Origin of the sequence: Pseudomonas sp. GD03903, from assembly GCF_029840045.1 — a bacterium.
Taxonomy (GTDB): domain Bacteria; phylum Pseudomonadota; class Gammaproteobacteria; order Pseudomonadales; family Pseudomonadaceae; genus Pseudomonas; species Pseudomonas pseudonitroreducens.
This window is the reverse complement of record NZ_JAOCBT010000021.1, coordinates 113,769-129,694: the sequence shown is the minus strand read 5'-3', so window position 1 is coordinate 129,694 and position 15,926 is coordinate 113,769. Positions and strand designations below refer to the sequence as shown.

The following is a 15,926-nucleotide window of genomic DNA, read 5'->3' as shown; positions in this document are numbered from 1 at the left end:
GCAGGAGCAAAAGACCCGCACGGTTCAGATGCTGCTGATGGCCGGACTCGCGCTGGTCTTCGCCCTGCTGCTGCTGGTCGCGCTGTCAGTGCTGGTGCTGATCATCTTCTGGGACAGCTACCGCCTGCAGGCCGCCATCGGCCTGTGCCTCTTCTACATCGGCGGCAGCCTGTTCTGCGCCTGGCGCCTGCACATGCTGGTCAGCGACGAGAGCTCGCCATTCAGCGCCACCCTCGAAGAACTGGCCCGCGATCGGGAGCGCCTGTTGCCATGAGCGAAATGCCGGACGCCCGCAACCTCAGCCGTGCAGAACTGCGCAAGGCCATCATCCGCCTGCGCCTGGAAATGCAGCGCCAGCAAATCCGCCAGGAAGGCGAACTGCTGTTGCAGCCCTTGAAACAGGCGCGCAGCCTCGGCCAGAACCTGCGCAGCGGCCTGAGCGGCAGCACACCGCTCTGGGGCGCTGGCGGAGCAGCCGCACTGGCATTGCTGCTCGGCCGCAAACGCCGCTGGGTACGCCTGCTGCGTGTCGGCATCGCCCTCGCACCGCTGTTCCTGCAAATGCGCAGCAAACCCGAACCCAAGGACCCGCCCGCGCCCTCGACGCCTCTCTGAGGTCTAGACTGGCCACATTCTTGCAAAGTGACAGTGAGCTGCGCTCCAGCGCTTTCCTGTCACGCCACTAAGGATGTGTCCCTTGATCGACGGGCAACCCATCGCCTGCTTCCAGCCCTTCATCGACACCGCGACCGGCCTGATCGCTGGCGTCGAAGCCCTGGGCCGGCTGCGCCAGGACAACGGCGACCTGCACTCGGTCGGCCCACTGTTCTTCAATCCGCGAGTCGGCCTGGCCGAGCTGCGCCGCCTCGACCGACAGATCCGCGATGCCGCCCTCGCCCGCATCCATGAAGCCCCCAAGGACTGGTTCCTCAGCCTGAACATCTCACCACGCTGGATCAGCCGCCTGCGCCCCAATCAACCGCTGCCCAGCCTCAAGCAGCTACAGCAGCAAGGCGTACCTCCGGAGCGTGTGGTCTTCGAGATCACCGAACTGGGCGGCGCCCACCAGCGACTGCCGGAAGTGGTGGCGCGCTACCGCGATGCCGGCGCACGCATCGCCATCGACGACTTCGGTGCCGGCTACTCGCAGCTGGACCGCGTGCTGGCGCTGCAGCCGGACATCCTCAAGCTGGACATGCGCCTGTTCCAGGAAGCCGCCCGCGGCGGCCCCAGCGGCGAAGTGGTGAAAGCCCTGGCGCAGATGGCCGAGAAGACCGGCTGCTGGATCATTGCCGAAGGCGTGGAAACCGAAGAGGAAATGGACTTTGCCCTGGAGTGCGGCGCACGCTACGTGCAAGGCTACCTGTTCGCCAAACCGGCGCTGGACTTCCCCGCCAGCGATGCGTTCCGCGACGCCTTCGCGCAGCGCCGCGATCACTACGTGCATCGCAAGCTGCAGGAGCGCGCCAACCTCATCCAGTTACGCCAGCAACTCGCCGAACTGATGAACATGCTGCGCCCCTGGGCCGAAGGCGGCGCCATGCTCAGCAGCCTGCCACCGGCACCGGAATCCTTCAGCCGCCTGCTGCGCATCTACCAGTGCGACCGCCACGGCACCCAGACGTCGCCGAACCTGGAATGGAACGGCCTGTTCTGGAAGGAGAACCGACGCTATCTGGGGCACAACTGGTCGTGGCGCCCCTACTTCTACCAGTTGCTCGCCGAGGGCTGGGAAGAGCGCCGCCTGACACTCTCCAACACCTACCGCGACGCCACCACCAACCAGTACTGCATGACCGCCGGCCAGTTCATCGACCAGGGTCGACGACTTCTGCTCATCGACATCGACGCCGAAGGTCTCTAGCGCCGCGATTGAGATTGCCGGCGCGAACAGCTAGCGTTGCCGGTAACTCTCTCGATCGCGGAACGTAGAATGGATTGGCACACCCTGCTCCCCCGGGAGCGCCTCGGCAAACCGGTGCATAGCAGCGCCGAACTCGGCCGCAGCGCCTTCCACAAGGACCACGACCGCATCATCTTTTCCGGGGCCTTCCGCCGTCTGGGACGCAAGACCCAGGTGCACCCGGTGTCGAGCAATGACCATATCCATACCCGCCTGACCCACTCGCTGGAGGTCGGCTGTGTCGGCCGCTCGCTGGGCATGCGCGTCGGCGAGATCATTCGCGACCGCCTCCCGGAATGGTGCGATCCGGCGGACATGGGCGTGATCGTGCAGTCCGCATGCCTGGCCCACGACATCGGCAACCCGCCCTTCGGCCACTCCGGCGAGGACGCCATCCGCCACTGGTTCCAACAGGCCGCCGGACGCGGCTGGCTGGATGGCATGAGCGAAGTGGAAAGCTCGGACTTCCTGCATTTCGAAGGCAACGCCCAGGGCTTTCGCGTTCTCACTCAACTGGAATACCACCAGTTCGACGGCGGCACGCGGCTGACCTACGCCACCCTTGGCACCTACCTGAAGTATCCCTGGACGGCGCGGCACGCCGACTCGCTGGGCTACAAGAAGCACAAGTTCGGCTGCTACCGCAGCGAGCTGCCGCTACTCGAGCAGATCACCCACAAGCTGGGCATGCCGCAAGTGGAGAACGAACGCTGGGCACGCCATCCGCTGGTCTATCTGATGGAGGCGGCGGACGACATCTGCTACGGCCTGATCGACCTGGAAGACGGCCTGGAAATGGACTTGCTCGATTACGCGGAAGTCGAGTCGCTGCTGCTCGATCTGGTCGGCGACGACCTGCCGGAAACCTATCGCCAGCTCGGCCCCCGGGATTCGCGCCGGCGCAAGCTGGCCATCCTGCGCGGCAAGGCCATCGAGCACCTGACCAATGCTGCTGCCCGCGCCTTCGTCGAACAGGAAAAGACCCTGCTGGCGGGGAATCTGCAAGGTGATCTGGTGGAGCACATGCATGGCCCGGCCAAGCGTTGCGTGCAGCGGGCCAAGGGCATGGCCCGGGAGAAAATATTCCAGGACAAGCGCAAGACGCTGCACGAGATCGGCGCCTACACCACCCTGGAAATCCTGCTGAACTCGTTCTGTGGCGCAGCGCTGGAGCAATACGGCCAGAATACGCCGTCCTTCAAGAACCAGCGCATCCTCGACCTGCTCGGCAACAACGCCCCCGACCCGGACTGGACGCTCTATCGCGCATTCCTTCGGGTCATCGACTTCATCGCCGGGATGACCGACAGCTACGCGACCGAGATGGCGCGCGAGATGACCGGCCGCTCCAGCCCGAGCTGAAGCAGCCGCACAGTCCAGGGGTTGGGAGCTAGGCGGCCAGCTTGCGCAGTTGCTGCAGCAAATCGTCCTGCAAGCTCGCCATCTCCTGCTCCACTGCCAGCGCCCGATTACGCAGCTCCTCGCTGTCGAGCGCGTCCCGGCAGCCGTCTTCGAGCTTGCTACAGAGCTCTTGCAGCCTGTCCGCATTGATCAGTCGAGCCGCGCCCCTCATGCGGTGGGCCAGATCGCCCAACTGCTTCCAGTCCCCGGCCTCCCAGAGCGGGCGGACCTGGTCGATATCGACTCGATTGCTGCTGTGCAACTCCTCCAGCAGGCGGCGAATCAGGCCAGGATTGCCACCTGTCATTTCCCTCAGGGAGGACAGATCGAGTCCTGCGACCAGCTCCTCTTCCACAGTCTCCTGGTCTTGTCGGGCAATCGAAATCTTCGCGACGGCAGCCAGCCGCGCGCGCAGGTTATCCAGGCCGATGGGTTTGAACAGGCAATCGTCCATGCCAGCCCGCCGGCAGTTCTCTATCTCGTCGGGCTGGGCGTTGGCCGTGAACCCGAAGATCGCGCAGGGTTCGGCCTCCATTTCGCTTTCAAGCTCGCGAATTCGCCGAGCCAGGTCATAACCATTGAGCACCGGCATGTTGCAGTCGGTGATCACCAGGTCGAAATCACCCGGATGCCATTGCTGGAGAGCCTGGGAACCGTCGGATGCCACTTCGACCCGATGGCCCAGGTGTTCCAGTTGCTGGGTCAACAGCATCCGGTTGGCAGCATGGTCATCGACCACCAGTACCTTCAGCGACTGGCTTGTCGCCGGGACCATCACGGCCTGGATCACAGCACATTCGGGAAGGCTTTCCAGGGTCTGCAGCAAGAGGCGAACCGTGACCGTGGTGCCCTCGCCGGGCCGGCTTTCCATGCGCACCGTGCCCCCCATCATCTCCGCCAGCTTGCGGCAGATGGTGAGTCCCAGGCCCGTGCCGCCGCGACTGGCACTGCCGCCACGGGCGACCTGGCTGAAGGGTTCGAACAACTGGCGCTTTTCCTCCGCGGAGATACCGATCCCGCTGTCCTGCACGCTGACCTCAAGGGCCAGACGTTCGCCGGCAACACGCTCGCCATGGACACGAATCTTCACGTAGCCGAAGTCAGTGAACTTGATGGCGTTGCTGACCAGGTTCGACAGTATCTGCTTGAACCGCAGCGGATCGATCAACACATCGCAGGCAGCCTCGGCCTCGATTTCCATCCGCAGCTCCAGCGCCTTCTGCCGCGCCAGCCCATCGAATACGCGCGCTACGGACTCAACCAGCTCGCGCAGGTGGGCGCGTTCCGGCATCAGCGTCAAACGCCCGGACTCGATCTTCGCCACGTCGAGAATGTCGCCGATCAGCGTGAGCAGGGAATGCGCCGAATCATAGGCCACCTCGACCGGCTCGCGATCCCAATGCCCCTGGTCGGCCCGGGTCAGCGCCAGCTCCAGCATGCCGATCACCGCATTCATCGGCGTACGGATTTCATGGCTCATGGTGGCCAGGAAAGTACTCTTCGCCCGGTTCGCTTCTTCGGCCTGCTCCTTCGCCGCCTCAAGCTGGTGGTGCAGCCGCTCGCGCTCGGTGACATCGATCCAGCCGGTCACCACGCCGGAGATTTCGCCAGCCGGCCCACGGTAAGGCGTGGCCCAGTAATGTATCTCGCGAACTTCATTGTGAATCTGCAGGATCAGATCGGAGGCCACCTTGCCGTCCTGACCCATGGCTTGCTGATGAATTTCCTGCAGCGCCTCGGCATCGCTCGACTGCAACCAGGGGCAATCGACGATTCGCGAACCTTCCGCCGATTCGCGAGGCATCCCGGTCTCCTTGAGGAAACCGATATTGCAGGTGATCAGGCGCCCCTCGTGATCACGCACCGCCACGGGCTGAGGAATGCCATCGATCAGCGCACGCTTGAACTCGAGACGGTAACTGAGTTCCTTCTCCGAATCCCGACGACGGCGCACCTTGCGCCACAGCCAGCAGTTCCACAGCAGCACGATGAACAACGCCAGTGCCGCTGCCCAGGCGAGCTGAATGAACTGCTGGCGGTAGCCCTGCCAGATGCTGTCCGGCCTTTCCACGCTGGCCGACCAGCGCGTGGTGATATTGCTCAAGTCCTCGGGCGAGATGGCCAATAGCGCCTTGTTGAGAATGCTGAGCAACTCCGGGTCTGCCTGGGACACTGCCAGCGAAAACTGTCCAGGCTCGCTGTCCAGAGCCAGGGCAATCTTGAGATCCGGGTAATAGCGGGAGATCAGATAATTGGCCGACGACAGCAGGTGAATGCCGGCGTCCACCTTTCCTTCGCTGATCATGGGCAGGTCGTCGACATTGTTCTCGACTTCCAGCAGTTTTACCTGCGGGTAGCGGGCGCGCATGAAGTCCGCGATGACCGAACCTCTGGGAACAGCGACACGGTGGCCATCGAGATCATCCAGGCTGTGCAGCCAATCACTACCGCCAGGCACCACGACAACGAAGGACGCCGTCATGTAGGGGCGAGTGAATCCCAGCCACTCCTCGCGTCGAATGGTCGGTGTCAGTGCCGCAATCACATCGGCCTTTCCCGTACGTAGCTGCTCCAGCATCGCCGTGACGCTTGGCTGTGGGCGCACATCGAACTCGACCCCGGTACGGCTCTGGATAAGCTCCAGCAAGTCGGCAGCGATGCCACGGAACTGACCCTGGGCATCAAAGAACGAAACGGGAGCCAACGCCTGGTCAATCACGACCGTCGGCCGCGGATGGCGCTCCACCCAGCGCTGCTCCTGGGGGGTCAGGATGAGCTGCTGGCCAGCGATCGCGCTGATACCACCAGAACTCCAGCGTCGCTGAATGGCCGTTTCGGCCTGCCGCGGGATGGCGTCCAGGGTACGATCGATGATGCCCAACAGTGTCCGGTCGGATGCATTCAAGGCAAAACTGAAACCCTGGCCGTTGAAGCTGGCAAAGTTGAGCAGTTTGAGATTGGCCAGATAGCCCTGGCTGATCAGGTACTGGGCACTGAAGGCATCGCCGACGAACAGATCCGCCTGGCCGAAGGCAACCGCTTCCAGCGCGCGGCGCACCGACTGGTAGCTTTGTACCGTGGCGCCGGCCAGGTATTTGTCGCGATCATCCGCCGGGTAGTAGTCGCTGACCACGGCAATACGCTTGCCAACCAGTTGCCCGTTGCTTTCCAGGCGCGTGCTTTCCGGCCCGATGATGACCGGCTGGTTGGAAAAGTACGGTACGGAAAGCACAACGTCCGGCCGTGCGGCTTCGTATCCCGTGGCGCGACTCAACAGATCGATATCACCGCGAGACAACGCCGCTACAGCGGCATCGCGGTCGGGATAACGTCGTACTTCGATGCGGACATTGAGCGCATCGGCAATGACGCCGACGACATCGGCCGTGATGCCCTCCAGATCAGTCCCGCTGCCGGTAATATCGAAGGGGGCATAGTCCGGCGCGGTCACGCCCAGCCTCAGCGTGCGTTTGTCTCTGAGCCATTGCCAGTCGGTGTCGCTCAGTTGCACCTTGACTGGCTCGTCGCTCGAACGAGCCAGCAGGTTGATCGGGGTCCACTCGCGCTGCTCCGCCATTACCCATCCGCAACAGATGAGTAACAACACACCGACAAGAAAGCGGAAGCGGCACATCACACACCTCAGACCAATGCATTCCGCTTGGCAAACTCGATCAGATCGACCAGCGAGTGGGCATTGAGCTTCAGCAGCAGCCGGGTCTTGTAGGTGCTGACCGTCTTGTTGCTGATGAACATCTGCTCGGAGATTTCCTTGTTCGAATAGCCGTTCGCCAGGTACTGGAGTACGGCCATTTCGCGATCAGACAGACGCTGGATAAGCTCCTGATCATCCATCTGGCCATTGTTGCGGCGCGTCTGGCGCACCGCCGTGCTGGGGAAATAGTTGTAGCCGGCGACCACGGCATTGACCGCGCTGATCAACTCCGCCAGCCCGCCCTGCTTGCAGACGAAACCCGATGCACCTGCCTGCATGCAGCGCATGGCGAACAAAGAGGCGCTCTGCCCGGTCAGCACCAGTACCTTGAGTGGCAACTCGAAGGCGGAGATACGGCTGATCACCTCCAGGCCATCAAGGCGAGGAATGCCGATATCCAGAACAACCAGGTCGGGGATCAGGTCCTTGACAAGCGAGAGAGCATCCACGCCGTTGTCGGTCTCACCAACGATGACATGGCCTTCCTTTTCCAACAGCACGCGCATCGCCATGCGAATGACTGGGTGATCATCGACAATTAGAACTTTGCTCATCATCTTCCTCCCTCAGACCCTTCGATAAAATGTCCTTCGGTAAGATATATGTAGAGCAGGCCATGTCGATATTAACCACCCTCGATTTTAGCTATTAGAGGGTTTTCCTACGCAACATCTAAATAATTCCTACAAGCAATCTTAAATATTTTTACGCCATATCTAATTCGACAAGAATTTTCTGATGAAGAACAGCAGAAAAGCTGACCGGGATTCCTGAGAATCCTTGACCCTGACGCCGCATTTCCCGCCTACCGACCTTGCAATATGCACCTGCTCAATCCGCACACTCTGACCTTTGACACGCCAAATGCGGACGCCGCAGCCCGACGCAGGGCTGACCGAGGGCAATTGGATCGCTCTGGAAAGGGCGTCCCAGAAGCACCCTCTGCGCTCGCTGGTGATTGGCCTCCCCCTCGAATGGCTGACTTTCATCACATTCACGGCCGGTGAGCGTCCTGCCAACCCCATCCCCCATTTCCCTCCCAAGCCAGATTAGCTAGAGAAGAGTCATGGGCCCTCCTCTATCGCCTATAACGCTGGGCTTCACAGCACGCAGCCAGCCCCAAGGAAAACAGGATGAGAACACTATTAAAACAACTACCGAAGACCAGAAGAGCCTGTTCCGCAAACAAAATAACATTCGCCAAGCAATAAGACTGGCGCATCGCCCGACAGCCAAAACCACAGAATATCCGAACCAGTACCAATAGAGACAACTCATAGCTGTCGCAACTTTCCATATTGGCAGATACCGCTCTTCACCGGTAATTTCCTGGAGCCTATTTCGTGCAGGGCAACAAATTCAGCATTCTGATTGTCGAAGATCACCCTTTCCAGCTGATTGCCACGCAGATGCACCTGAACAGGTTGGGCTTCTTCAGATTGACACCTGCTCTTGATGCCGACGAGGCGCGTGAAGAGTGCACACGCCGTGATGAACCTTTTGACCTGCTGCTCTGCGATATCAACCTGCCGAACACCAACGGCATCGAACTGCTCAGCGAACTGGTCGAGGCAGGCCATATTCGCCAGGCGGTCTTCCTGAGTTGCCGCGAAGCTGGTGAACTGCAGGCCCTGCAGAAGGACCTGCGCGAGCAGGGCCTACCCGTCCTCGCCTGCCTGGCGAAGCCGCTCGATCAGTGGGCGCTGCTGCATGCGCTCGAGGCGGATAGAGGGCTCAGCCTCACCGAGCCGAGGAATTGACCGGCTGGTCCGGATACCAGGCATCGATCAGCGGGCTGAGGTTGAAACCAGCGAGCTCCGGCTGCTGCTTCAGCCATCCGTCGATAAACTCCCGCTGCTCGGCACTCACCGAGCCGCGCCGAGCCAGGCAGATGAATCCATACTCATCGCAGCCGCTGTAGACCAGATCGCTAGGCTCGACCGCGACAGCCGCAAAGCGCTGCATGAATTCGCCGATTGCCGCTTCGCCCAGCCCTTCCCTGTACTGGAAGCTCAACTCGAGGCCGAGTTCCTGGAACTCATCGACACACAACTTCTTGCGTAAACGACGGGAACGCTGGGTAGCCATATGACTCTCTCCTCGGGAGGGCTTTCGCCGCTCGATATACGACTGTGTCAGGAACATATCCGGGACTTGCGCAGTTAATCTCCCGAGGAGCTTCTCCGAGACGACTGGCATTCGAAGGCCTGCGCATCCTGGAACGGCTTGCGGCATAATGTGCCGCAGCTCCCGATCCAACAGGGAGTATTTCATCTGTAGTGTTGCGCTTCATCTTTTCATTTTATCAAGTCAATGCCCGACCACTGGGATGTCATCTTTTCTATGTTCAAGTCTCTGCGTGTCCTCGCTCTCGCTACTTTATTGCCCCTCGCCTTGCCAGCCGTTGCCCAGATCAATGGCACCTTGCCCGAACGCGTACAGAAAGCGCTGAGGGCCAGCAAACTCACAGACGATGCCCTGTCGCTGGTGATGATTCCCCTGGAAGGCCCTGGTAACGCTACCTATTTCAACGCCGACGTCTCGGTGAACCCGGCGTCGACCATGAAGCTGTTCACCACCTACGCCGCCCTGGAAATGCTCGGTCCGACCTATCAGTGGCAGACCGAGTTCTACACTGATGGCCAGCTCAAGGATGGCACCCTCAATGGCAACCTCTACCTCAAGGGCGGCGGCGATCCGAAGCTGAACCTGGAGAAGCTCTGGCTGATGATGCGCGACCTGCGCGCCAACGGCGTGCGCAAGGTCACCGGCGATCTGGTGCTGGACCGCAGCTACTTCAATATTCCGCAATTGCCGGTGTTCAACGACGACGGCGGCGACGACAACAAACCCTTCCTGGTCGGCCCCGACTCGCTGATGGTCAACCTGAAGAGTGTGCGCCTGGTTATCCGCACCGAAGGCAGCAAGGCCACCGTGCTGATGGACCCGCCGCTGGCAAACGTGCGCATCGACAACCAGATCCAGGTGAGCAAGGCCGCTGCCTGCCCGGCCTGGCCGAAACTGCGCTTCAACCCGGTCACCCAGTTCGACGGCACCTCGCTGGTTGCCACCGGACAGATTCCCCAGGGCTGCAGCGCACAGACCTACATGTCGCTCCTCGAGCACCCCGCCTACACCGCCGGGGCCGTGCGCGGCATCTGGCAGGAACTGGGCGGCAGCATCCTCGGCAAGGACCGCGAAGGCACCGTGCCGAAGAACGCGACCCTGGTGGCCCGCGCCATGTCGCCGGACGTCGTGGAAATCATCCGCGATATCAACAAGTTCAGTAACAACACCATGGCCCGCCAGCTGTTCCTCTCCGTTGGCCGCCAGTACCGCAATGGCGCCGATGCAGACGACGCACAGGCAGCCCAGCGAGTGATCCGCCAGTGGCTTGCGCGCAAAGGCATCACCGCGAGCCACCTGGTGATGGAGAACGGCTCAGGCCTGTCCCGCGACGAACGCGTCAGTGCCCGCGAAATGGCGGCCATGCTGCAGGCTGCCTGGCACAGCCCGTACGCCGCGGAATACATTTCCTCGCTGCCGATCGTGGCGAAGGACGGCACCATGCGCAAACGTCTGCGCGGCACACCCATGGCTGGCGAAGCCCACGTGAAGACCGGAACCCTGAACACCGTGCGCGCCCTCGCCGGATTCAGTCGGGACGCCAACGGTCGCACCTGGGTGGTGGTGGCAATCCTCAACAGCAACCGGCCGTGGGGCGCCTCGTCGATCCTCGACCAGGTGCTGCTCGACCTCTACAGCAGCACCAAGCGCTGATCCAATGACGAACCCCGGCCACTGGCCGGGGTTTTCGTTTCAGGCTTCGACCCGCTCCAGGCGATCCCGACCCAGGCGCTTGGCGCGATACACCGCGCGATCCACCTTGCGCATCAGGTCGTCCGCACTTTCGCCCGAGCACCAGGACGCCACGCCGAAGCTCGCCGTGACCACACCGACGCCTTCCATCGGCTGGCCACGCAGCGCCTGCCACAGCGCCTCGGCCAACTGCCAGGCCTGGTCCGTCGTGCTGCCCGGGCAAAGCACCACCAGCTCCTCGCCACCCAGGCGGCAGAACACATCGACCTTGCGCAGGCGCTGCGCAATGCGCTGGCACAGGGTGACCAGGACCACATCGCCGGCCTCGTGGCCGAACTGGTCGTTGATGTCCTTGAAGTGGTCGATATCGAACATCACCAGCGACAACGGCTCGCCGCTACGCAAGCAGCGCGCCATGGCCTGATCCAGCTGCTCCTTGAAGTAGCGGCGGTTATGGATGCCGGTGAGGGCATCGGTGACCGACAGGCGCCGGAGCTCCAGTTCGGCCTCCTTGCGCCGGGTGATGTCGGTCGCGATGCCCAGGTAACCCGTGGTGTTGCCGGCCGAATCACGGACACCGGTGATGATCAGGTTGATCTTCAGCTGCCGGCCATCGCGGCGCACACATGTCCATTCGTGTTCCTCGTGTCCCTCGCCCACCAGCGCGCCTACCACCTCGAAGCCGCGAATCTCGCGCCCGAGGATACTCGACAGGTCCTGCGCACGGCGGCGGATCTCGTCCTTGACGAAGACATTCTCCGGCACCGGCCGCCCGATCACCTCCTGGGCGCTGTAGCCGAACATCCGCTCGGCCCCCACGTTGAAGCTGCGCACGAATCCACGCAGGTCGGTCGAGACGATGGCAACCTGGGTTGCCGCATCGAGCAGGCCATGCAGGCGGCTGTTTACTTCGCCCAATTCCAGCTCCGCGGCCTTGCGCGAACTGATATCGGTCTGGGTGCCGATCATGCGCCGCGGGGCTCCGTCGTTATCACGCTCCACCACCTGCCCACGATCGAGTACCCAGAGCCAGCGCCCGCTCTTGCAGCGCAGCCGGTGCTCGCTCTGGTACAGCGAGGATTCGCCGCGAAGGTGCCGGCGCAGCGCGTCGCAGCGCGCGTCCTTGTCATCCGGATGAACCCGGCTGAGGCTCTCGTCGGTGGTCGCCCCCACTTCGCTGTCGCGGTAGCCGAGCATGGCTTTCCAGGCGTGGGAATAGAACACATTGCCGGTATCCAGGCTCCAGTCCCAGACGCCATGACCGGCACTGTCCATGGCGAAGTGCAGGCGCGCCTGGTTCTCCTGCAGCTCCAACTGGTTGGCCCGCAGCTCGGCGGTTCGCTCGCCCACCAGTTGCAGGGCTCGCTGGCGCTGACCGAGCAAGGTCAGGACGTAGCTGGCCAGCAACACGGAGGTCAGCCCACCGGCGAACACTACCCAGAGCTGCGGGTGTCCCTGGTTGCGCCGCAGAAAGTCGCTGGAAGGCTCGACACGCACGAGGTAGTCGCGGCCAGCGAAAGGCAGATGGCGCTCCGCGACCAGCCCGGCTGTCTGGTCGGCCGTCAGCGGGCTACGGTAGAGCGGTACATCCGGCCGGGGATCACCGGCATCGCGCAAGGTCAGCGCCATCTGCTCGCTACGGCCCTCGGTTCCCTGTTCGATGAGCAACCGGTAACTGATCGCCGCCAGTAGGATGCCCTGGATACCGACGCGAGTCTCCGCGGTCGGGCTCGGCGTCGCACTGTTGCGGTAGAGCGGCGCCGCCAGCAACAAACCGGTGGAGTCCGCAGGAGGGGCACCAGGCAGGACGACCGGCATCGAAGCGGCCACCGAGCGTGACTTCACCACCCGCTGTGTCAGTTCCCGCCCCGGCAGCGTGGAGTTGAGATCCAGGCCGAGCGGCATCTCCTCCAGATACTCGGAGGCACCGTAGAGAACCGGAAAATAGCGATCGCGAATCTGGGCAGGAATCGGCTGCCCCTGCAGGTTCAGTTCAAACAGCATGTAGTCGAGCATTCCGGCCGCGTGCGCGCTGGCCTCGAAAGCTTCGCGATTGCGTTGTTCCACGCGCGGCAGCCAGGCATACCCCAGCGTGTCACCCAGCAAGGGACTGACGAAATGTTCGAATTCCTCGCGGGAAACCGTCCTGGAGTTTTCGAAGAAGCGCTGGATCGACTCCAGCTCGCTCAGTTGCATCGACAGCCGCTCGCGTACCCGGTCGATGCGCTCATTGGCGGTAAGGGCGAACTGCTGCTCCAGGGCCATGCGGGCATTGCGCCACACATTCCAGCCCAGCAGGGCCGTCAGCAGGAGGCCAACCACCAGTACGACACCGGCAGCGCGCAGGGCCTTCTTCTGGCTGGCGACTCCCTGAGCGGCGGGCAACTGCTCGTAGGCCGGCAATTGAGTCATGTAGGGTCCCGTTCTCAGGGTGACTCAGTTTTTATAGCAGCCGATGGCCATTTGCCCAGCGCTGGTGCGACGCACGGCCCTTGCCGTGCGCCGCCCGGGTTCAGCGCACGGTGATGCGCCAGGCGCGGTGGATCTTGCTGTTGCGGGCGAAGTCCTGGTCCAGCGTCTGGGTGCTGATTTCCTCGACCTGGTAACGCGTCGCCAGCCCTTCATCCAGCTCGAACTTGCGGAAGTTGTTGGAGAAGTACAGCACCCCACCCCTGGCCAGGCGCGCCATGGCCAGGTCGATCAGCTCGACATGATCGCGCTGAACGTCGAACACGCCTTCCATGCGCTTGGAGTTGGAGAAGGTCGGCGGGTCGATGAACACCAGGTCATATTCGCCGCGGTCCTCGCGCAGCCACTCCATCACGTCGCTCTGCACCAGGCGTTGCTTGTCGGAGAAGCCGTTGAGCGACAGGTTGCGCCGCGCCCAGTCCAGGTAGGTCTTGGACAAGTCGACGCTGGTGGTGCTACGCGCATCGCCCTTGGCCGCATGCACGGTTGCCGTGGCGGTGTAGCAGAACAGGTTGAGGAAGCGCTTGCCGGCAGCCTCGCGCTGAATGCGCAGGCGCATCGGGCGGTGGTCGAGGAACAGGCCGGTGTCGAGGTAGTCGGTGAGGTTGACCAGCAGCTTCACGCCGCCCTCTTCGACTTCCATGAAACGGCCTTCGGCGTTCTGCCGTTCGTACTGCTTCTTGCCGGTCTGGCGCTCGCGCCGCTTGATCACGATGCGCTCGGTGGGAATGCCCAGCGCCTGCGGTAACGCGGCGAGTGCATCGAGCAGGCGGGTCTGGGCCCTCTCCGGGTCGATGGACTTGGGCGCGGCATATTCCTGCACGTGCGCCCAGTCACGATAAAGGTCCACGGCCAGGGCGTACTCGGGCATGTCGGCGTCATACACCCGGTAGCACTCGATCTTTTCCTTGCGCGCCCACTTGCCGAGCGCCTTGACGTTCTTCTGCAGCCGGTTGGCGAACATCTGCCCGCCTTCGCTCAGGCGCGCCTGCTCGATCACGGCGGCACCCTGGGTCGGCGACGACTCACTGCGGTCACCGCGGTCACCGGTGACAAACTGGCGTGGATCGATGTCCAGCATGATCAGCTTGCAGGGCAGTGCGCCGTTGAAGAAGGCGTACTGCTTGTGGCTGCGGATGCCCATGCGCTTACCCAGCTCCGGCGCGCCAGTGAACACGCCGGCGCTCCAGCCCAGGCAGCTCTGGCGCAGGCGCTCGCCCAGGTGCTGGTAGAGATACAGCAGGCTGGCTTCGTCACCCAGACGCTCGCCGTAGGGCGGGTTGCAGATAATCAGGCCCTTCTGGCCCTTGTCCGGACGCGGCTCGAAAGTGGCCAACTCGCCCTGGTAGATCTTCACCCACTCGGCCAGGCCGGAGCGCTCGATGTTGTTGCGCGCAGGCTGGATCAGGCGCGGGTCGGCTTCATAACCGCGAATCCACAGTGGCGTCTTCGCCAGGCCTGTTTCAGCGCGCTGCTGGGCTTCCTCGATAAGCTTCTTCCAGATTGCCGGCACGTGACCCAGCCAGTTGCTGAAGCCCCAGCGCTCGCGCTTGAGGTTAGGTGCAACGTCGGCAGCGATCAGGCCGGCCTCGATAAGGAAGGTACCGACGCCACACATGGGGTCGGACAGCGCGCCGCCTTCAGCGGCGATCTTCGGCCAACCGGCACGGATCAGCACGGCAGCCGCCAGGTTCTCCTTCAGCGGCGCAGCGCCCTGCTGCAAACGGTAGCCACGCTGGTGCAGGCTGTGGCCGGAGAGGTCCAGCGACAGCACGGCCTGACCACGGTCCAGGTGCAGGTGCACGCGGATATCCGGGTTGACCTTGTCCACGGTCGGCCGCTTGCCGAACTCGGCGCGCAGGTTGTCGACGATGGCGTCCTTCACCTTCAGCGCGCCGAAGTGGGTGTTGTCGATGCCCGAGCCCTTGCCGCTGAATTCCACCGCCAGGCTGCCGCCGGCGTCCAGGTGGTCGCCCCAGGACACGGCGTTGACCCCCAGGTAAAGGTCTTCGGCGTTGCTCACCGGGAAGCGCGACAGCACCAGCAGCACACGGTTGGCCAGGCGCGACCAGAGGCACAGGCGGTAGGCCGTCTCCAGGTCGCCCTTGCCGCGAATGGCCGAAACCTGGGCGCGCGCATCGGTCAGCCCGAGTGCCTGGGCTTCCTCCAGCAACAGGCCATCGAGCCCTTTCGGGCAGGTAAGGAAGAGATCGTGCAAATCCGCCATGCAAATAATTCCCGGGCCGCAGCCCTTTCAGCAAAGCCGCTTACGGCCTTGTCGGCCACCTTTTGTTCATTCGCGTTGTCATTCGCGTGAACTCAAAGGTGACCCGTGTATTCATTTTCAGGGATGGACCCGCGTCCCGGCCTGCGGCCTCGCGTCGCAGAAGGTCATCCCACTCGTCGGAACGAGAGAAAGTCGCATCTAGATACACTTTCCCCTTGATCCTCGCCAAGCTCCCGCCCCTGGCGGGTTAAGCCGTACTGGCATTTTGCAACCCGGACAAACCTTATGGCTTGAACCCATAAGAGTTACGTCCTTATGACAAATTGGTCATTCACAGCCCCGGAACCTTTCGATAGAACTCGGGGTAATCCTTCACCGCAACGGTGTCGGGC

11 protein-coding genes are annotated in these 15,926 nt (G+C 62.7%); 6 read left to right on the top strand and 5 right to left on the bottom strand.

Annotated elements, in window-relative coordinates:
- The 4 genes from N5C91_RS25860 to N5C91_RS25845 all read left to right on the top strand — a co-directional run.
- A partial coding sequence (locus tag N5C91_RS25860) for a phage holin family protein (protein ID WP_279832954.1) occupies positions 1-274 on the top strand: 274 nt, incomplete at its 5' end.
- Positions 271-615 carry a hypothetical protein gene (locus tag N5C91_RS25855; RefSeq protein WP_236170929.1) on the top strand — a complete coding sequence of 115 codons (345 nt, stop codon included), beginning with the start codon at positions 271-273 and terminating at the stop codon, positions 613-615. The genes N5C91_RS25860 and N5C91_RS25855, both read left to right, overlap by 4 nt.
- Positions 616-697: 82 nt before the next feature.
- Positions 698-1,864 carry an EAL domain-containing protein gene (locus N5C91_RS25850; RefSeq protein WP_236198585.1) on the top strand — a complete coding sequence of 389 codons (1,167 nt, stop codon included), beginning with the start codon at positions 698-700 and terminating at the stop codon, positions 1,862-1,864.
- A gap of 69 nt (positions 1,865-1,933) precedes the next feature.
- Positions 1,934-3,265, top strand: coding sequence for a deoxyguanosinetriphosphate triphosphohydrolase (locus N5C91_RS25845; RefSeq protein ID WP_236170931.1), 1,332 nt, complete (start codon positions 1,934-1,936; stop codon positions 3,263-3,265).
- Positions 3,266-3,293: 28 nt separating this feature from the next.
- Here the strand turns inward: N5C91_RS25845 and N5C91_RS25840 are convergent, their stop codons facing one another.
- Together N5C91_RS25840 and N5C91_RS25835 are read right to left on the bottom strand one after the other, a co-directional pair.
- On the bottom strand, positions 3,294-6,881 hold the full coding sequence (locus N5C91_RS25840) for a transporter substrate-binding domain-containing protein (RefSeq protein ID WP_279832950.1): 3,588 nt from the start codon (positions 6,879-6,881) through the stop codon (positions 3,294-3,296).
- Positions 6,882-6,946: 65 nt separating this feature from the next.
- Entirely contained in the window at positions 6,947-7,573 is a 627-nt protein-coding gene (locus N5C91_RS25835) for a response regulator transcription factor (protein ID WP_236170933.1), read from the bottom strand.
- A 789-nt stretch (positions 7,574-8,362) separates the two neighbouring features.
- Here N5C91_RS25835 and N5C91_RS25830 point away from each other — a divergent pair.
- Complete coding sequence (locus N5C91_RS25830; RefSeq protein WP_279832948.1) at positions 8,363-8,779, top strand: response regulator; 417 nt, start codon at positions 8,363-8,365, stop codon at positions 8,777-8,779.
- On the opposite strand, the gene N5C91_RS25825 is transcribed toward N5C91_RS25830, so the two are convergent.
- Entirely contained in the window at positions 8,760-9,107 is a 348-nt protein-coding gene (locus N5C91_RS25825) for a 50S ribosome-binding protein YggL (RefSeq protein WP_279832946.1), read from the bottom strand. The two genes, N5C91_RS25830 and N5C91_RS25825, sit on opposite strands and share 20 nt — an antisense overlap.
- Positions 9,108-9,362: 255 nt before the next feature.
- Between N5C91_RS25825 and dacB the strand changes: the two genes are divergently transcribed.
- Positions 9,363-10,799: a D-alanyl-D-alanine carboxypeptidase/D-alanyl-D-alanine-endopeptidase gene (gene dacB, locus N5C91_RS25820; protein ID WP_236170936.1), complete on the top strand. Its 1,437-nt coding sequence runs from the start codon at positions 9,363-9,365 to the stop codon at positions 10,797-10,799.
- Positions 10,800-10,838: 39 nt separating this feature from the next.
- On the opposite strand, the gene N5C91_RS25815 is transcribed toward dacB, so the two are convergent.
- Both N5C91_RS25815 and rlmKL read right to left on the bottom strand, forming a co-directional pair.
- The gene (locus N5C91_RS25815; protein ID WP_236170937.1) at positions 10,839-13,250 is read right to left on the bottom strand and encodes a diguanylate cyclase; all 2,412 of its coding nucleotides are present in this window, start codon (positions 13,248-13,250) and stop codon (positions 10,839-10,841) included.
- Between the two features lie 100 nt (positions 13,251-13,350).
- On the bottom strand, positions 13,351-15,534 hold the full coding sequence (gene rlmKL / locus N5C91_RS25810; RefSeq protein WP_279832942.1) for a bifunctional 23S rRNA (guanine(2069)-N(7))-methyltransferase RlmK/23S rRNA (guanine(2445)-N(2))-methyltransferase RlmL: 2,184 nt from the start codon (positions 15,532-15,534) through the stop codon (positions 13,351-13,353).
- Positions 15,535-15,926: the final 392 nt, after the last annotated feature.

What these genes read in the sequence shown, in the direction of transcription:
- dacB (WP_236170936.1), top strand. Translation starts at nt 9,363, where the DNA reads ATGTTCAAGTCTCTGCGTGTCCTCGCTCTCGCTACTTTATTGCCCCTC.
- N5C91_RS25855 (WP_236170929.1), top strand. Translation starts at nt 271, where the DNA reads ATGAGCGAAATGCCGGACGCCCGCAACCTCAGCCGTGCAGAACTGCGC.
- N5C91_RS25825 (WP_279832946.1), bottom strand. Translation starts at nt 9,107, where the DNA reads ATGGCTACCCAGCGTTCCCGTCGTTTACGCAAGAAGTTGTGTGTCGAT.
- N5C91_RS25845 (WP_236170931.1), top strand. Translation starts at nt 1,934, where the DNA reads ATGGATTGGCACACCCTGCTCCCCCGGGAGCGCCTCGGCAAACCGGTG.
- rlmKL (WP_279832942.1), bottom strand. Translation starts at nt 15,534, where the DNA reads ATGGCGGATTTGCACGATCTCTTCCTTACCTGCCCGAAAGGGCTCGAT.
- N5C91_RS25835 (WP_236170933.1), bottom strand. Translation starts at nt 7,573, where the DNA reads ATGAGCAAAGTTCTAATTGTCGATGATCACCCAGTCATTCGCATGGCG.
- N5C91_RS25840 (WP_279832950.1), bottom strand. Translation starts at nt 6,881, where the DNA reads ATGGCGGAGCAGCGCGAGTGGACCCCGATCAACCTGCTGGCTCGTTCG.
- N5C91_RS25815 (WP_236170937.1), bottom strand. Translation starts at nt 13,250, where the DNA reads ATGACTCAATTGCCGGCCTACGAGCAGTTGCCCGCCGCTCAGGGAGTC.